We start from the raw sequence: 3366 nt of genomic DNA, 5'->3' as shown, positions 1-3366 counted from the left end.
TTAAGGTTCTGTCTATGATAGCTGCTAAGAACTTAAGGGCGTTAATAATGATGTGGGGTTGAGCTGAATTCGAGGGACGGTAAAGAAGCGAAGGTTTGCTTGGCTTTAAGATCGAAAAAGCCAGCAACGTATGCTGGCTTTGAAATTCTTAATAAGTTTCTATTCGTTATTTCGCTTTAACTACTTATCGATTTATACCAATTTCATCTCTTGGATGATGTCCGAAGCAATCTCTGGCTTCGTGCTTGTTGGTTTCTCGTGTAGGTCGGCTTTCAATTGTCCCTTACGGTTACTTAGGCCCGCTTCAAGTTTCTTAAGTGCTGCAGCGATAGCTGGGTACATAACATCGTCTGTCGATTTTGCTGTTACTCGTACACCTTCGTAGTTGGTGAATACTTCAACCTGATGTTGACCGTGTTCTTTAGTAATGATGATGTCGCAACTGATCAGTGATGGGAAATGGTTAGATATCTTCTCGAATTTACCTTCGATGTCTTTGCGTGACTCGTCGTTAATTGATACATGATGTGTTTGAACATTTATTTTCATAAATCATACCTTTCCAATGACTGTGTCATTTAAACGTAGCAAACATCGCATAGATTAACCAACTGAGAATTAGCACATGTGTGATTGACTTCAGTGTTATCAAATATTCTCTTGTTACTCCCTTGAAAGTCCGATGAACTGATCGCATATTATGTTTCGTGTTTTAAAGACATGTTCAAAAAAACTCCATCCTTGATAATTTGCGCTAACCTACAGCGAATTCCTAGTGAATCTCTCTTTATCGGTTTTATAATTCCGAACTTGTCACTCCATTGATTTTCTTTCCAGCTCACTCACTTTTTCTTCTTTGATTAAAAACTCAGCTTAAGTTACTAATTTATAGACACTCAACTGCCCACTCCATATTGAAGTGAAACTCTCCTGCTGTGAGTTGAGACTCGGGTATGGTAATGCGTGCTCGAATATCGACTTCTTTATTGGATGCCAGTTGATCGACAGGAAATTCGACGCCCTGACGCCAATAATTAATGTCACCTTCATAGCGAACCGGCGTTTCGACTTTGAATCGCACAAGTTCTGAAATGCGAGACTCATCAATTGAGCCTAGATCAATATGTTGCAGTTTGAGCAACAATCGAGAATCTTTGCGATTGGACTCAAGCTTAAGCGTTATCGCTCGGCCATCGTATTCTCGGCCACTGAATTTAAGCCGTTTAAGCGTATTAAAACCATCAAAGCCATTAAGATTGATGCAGAAATGCTGGAGCTGTTAGGCAGTGAAGATGGCAACACGGCGATGATCAAAGTGAGCTGGGATGAGAAGGGAATGAAGGTCTATAAGGATGGCTACTTAGCGGATTATGAGTACGGGATTGCCCCTCATGAGATGCAAGAAAACTACGAATTAGCACCTAAGTAACTCGATTCGATTGCAGAAAAGCGCCTTACTTATTAGTGGGCGCTTTTCTTTTGCTCACCAAAGCATGACGAAACTCACACTTTTCTGACAATTAATGACTCGTTGTGCTAGTATGCGCCGCTTGTCTTTGTAATTGATAAAAAACGCATTACCAAAACAGACTTTTCTGTTTACCTGCTTGTAATGACCTCATTCAGTTTGGCCTGACTTGGCTGAACATCTGCATTTTGCTCGGACGCAAAGAGAGTAGTTTTCACTACTTCACTATGTACATTTGAGAGCACCATCTATCAAAGGCCTTTTAGAAACAGCCTAGTTAGCGTGAACTATGTTCTGCGTGAAGGGTTTCGTTTTTCCAAAATCCCCCTGGCGCCAAGTATTGCTTGGTTGCTGACAAGTAAGGAGTCTATATGATGTCTACGGTATCTACATCCGTACCTACATCTCCAGCTGGTAATACAGCTTCGACAGAGAAAGAAGTAAACCATCCATTTCTTTCTTTGGTCATCATGGTAATCGTTGCAGCAATCGCAACCTATTTTATCCCTGCAGGCGAGTTTGAACGAGTGGTCATGAATGGCCGCACGGTTATCGACCCAGACAGCTACACACAATTGACCAGCAACCCAACAACATTAGCCTCTTTTTTCGAATCATTTTTTAAAGGCTTCAAATCCGCTTCTGGCGTGATGGGCGTTGTGGTATTTGTGGGTGGTGCTTTTGGCATTATCAAACACATGGGCTTGTTAGACGCATCCGTTGTTGCACTAACCACTAAGCTAAAGAAGCAAGGCTTGTACGTAATTGCGCCTGTGATCATGACGGCGATTTTCTTCAACGTCACCTTCACCGGTATGCGTGAACTTGATGTCATCTTTATCTCTTTGATGATCCCGATCTGTATCAAGCTTGGCTATGACGCGATTACGGCACTTGGCGTTGTTTTACTGGCAAGTTGTGCCGGTTTCGCAGCCGCTTTGGCTAACCCATTCTTTACGGGTATCGCACACACTATCGCTGAACTGCCTATGTATTCAGGCATGTGGTATCGCTTTATTGTTGGCATGTTCATGTTGCTAACAGGTGCTTGGTATGTACTTAACTACGCGCGCAAAGTTAAGCAAGACCCGACCAAAGGTTTGTTGCACGGTACGGGTTACCACTACGAATCAAACGTTGAAGCTAAGTCTCTGACGGTTCGTGAGAAGCTAGCAGGTATCGCATTCTTAGGCGTGTTCGCATACATGATCTTCGGTACTCTGACGATGGGCTTTGGCTTTACTGAGATCGCAGGTGCGTTTGTGGCAATGGCGATCATTCCTGGCTTGGTGGCAGGATTGTCTCCTAACAAGATTTGTGAATATTGGACTAAAGGTGTCAGCGATGTATTAGTTGCTGTGTTGATCATCTTCTTTGCGCGTTCGGTGTTGACCATCATGGAAGACGCGAAGATTGTCGATTCGATTATCTACTATCTTGCGCAGATCATTTCTGGCAGCTCTAAGCTTGTTGCGGCGGCAGGTATCTACTTCTCACAAGCTGCGATCAACCTGTTTATCCCGTCGGGCAGTGGTCAAGCGGTGATTACTATGCCAATTATCATTCCACTGGCAGATATTGGTGAAGTGACTCGTCAAGTTGCTGCGTTGGCGTCTCAATTGGGTGATGGTATCTCGAATTACATTTATCCAACCAACGGTGGCTTGCTGGCGGTACTGGCGATTGCGAAAGTCCCTTATGGTAAGTGGGTGCGTTTCTTCTTACCGCTATTCTTGTTCTGGTCGGTGGGCGCTCTGATTTCAGTCGTGATTGCTCAAATGATTGAGTTAGGGCCTTTCTAAGGTTTCTGTTTAATCGAATACATGGACAGTTAAGGCTTAACTGAAGCTGTGTGAGTAAATAAGAAGGCAGCGAATTCGCTAATGCCGTTCACTTAA

Annotated in this window: 3 protein-coding genes and 1 pseudogene; 2 read left to right on the top strand and 2 right to left on the bottom strand. The window is 43.4% G+C overall.

Going from position 1 to position 3366, the window contains the following annotated elements:
* Positions 1-192: 192 nt before the first annotated feature.
* Together hpf and AB4623_RS24165 are read right to left on the bottom strand one after the other, a co-directional pair.
* Positions 193-549 (bottom strand): ribosome hibernation-promoting factor, HPF/YfiA family, encoded by a 357-nt coding sequence (gene hpf / locus AB4623_RS24170; protein WP_017061680.1) that lies wholly within the window; start codon positions 547-549, stop codon positions 193-195.
* 337 nt (positions 550-886) lie between these two features.
* The gene (locus AB4623_RS24165) at positions 887-1144 is read right to left on the bottom strand and encodes a hypothetical protein (protein WP_229648214.1); all 258 of its coding nucleotides are present in this window, start codon (positions 1142-1144) and stop codon (positions 887-889) included.
* 57 nt (positions 1145-1201) lie between these two features.
* Here AB4623_RS24165 and AB4623_RS24160 point away from each other — a divergent pair.
* Together AB4623_RS24160 and AB4623_RS24155 are read left to right on the top strand one after the other, a co-directional pair.
* A pseudogene (locus tag AB4623_RS24160) lies at positions 1202-1429 on the top strand (hypothetical protein); the annotation flags it as partial.
* Positions 1430-1839: 410 nt separating this feature from the next.
* Complete coding sequence (locus AB4623_RS24155; protein ID WP_372147543.1) at positions 1840-3270, top strand: YfcC family protein; 1431 nt, start codon at positions 1840-1842, stop codon at positions 3268-3270.
* Positions 3271-3366 lie beyond the last annotated feature (96 nt).

The sequence above is a fragment of the Vibrio sp. 10N.222.52.C12 genome (genome assembly GCF_041474215.1).
Classification (GTDB): Bacteria; Pseudomonadota; Gammaproteobacteria; order Enterobacterales; family Vibrionaceae; genus Vibrio; species Vibrio crassostreae_C.
This window is presented reverse-complemented; position numbering and strand designations above follow the sequence as displayed.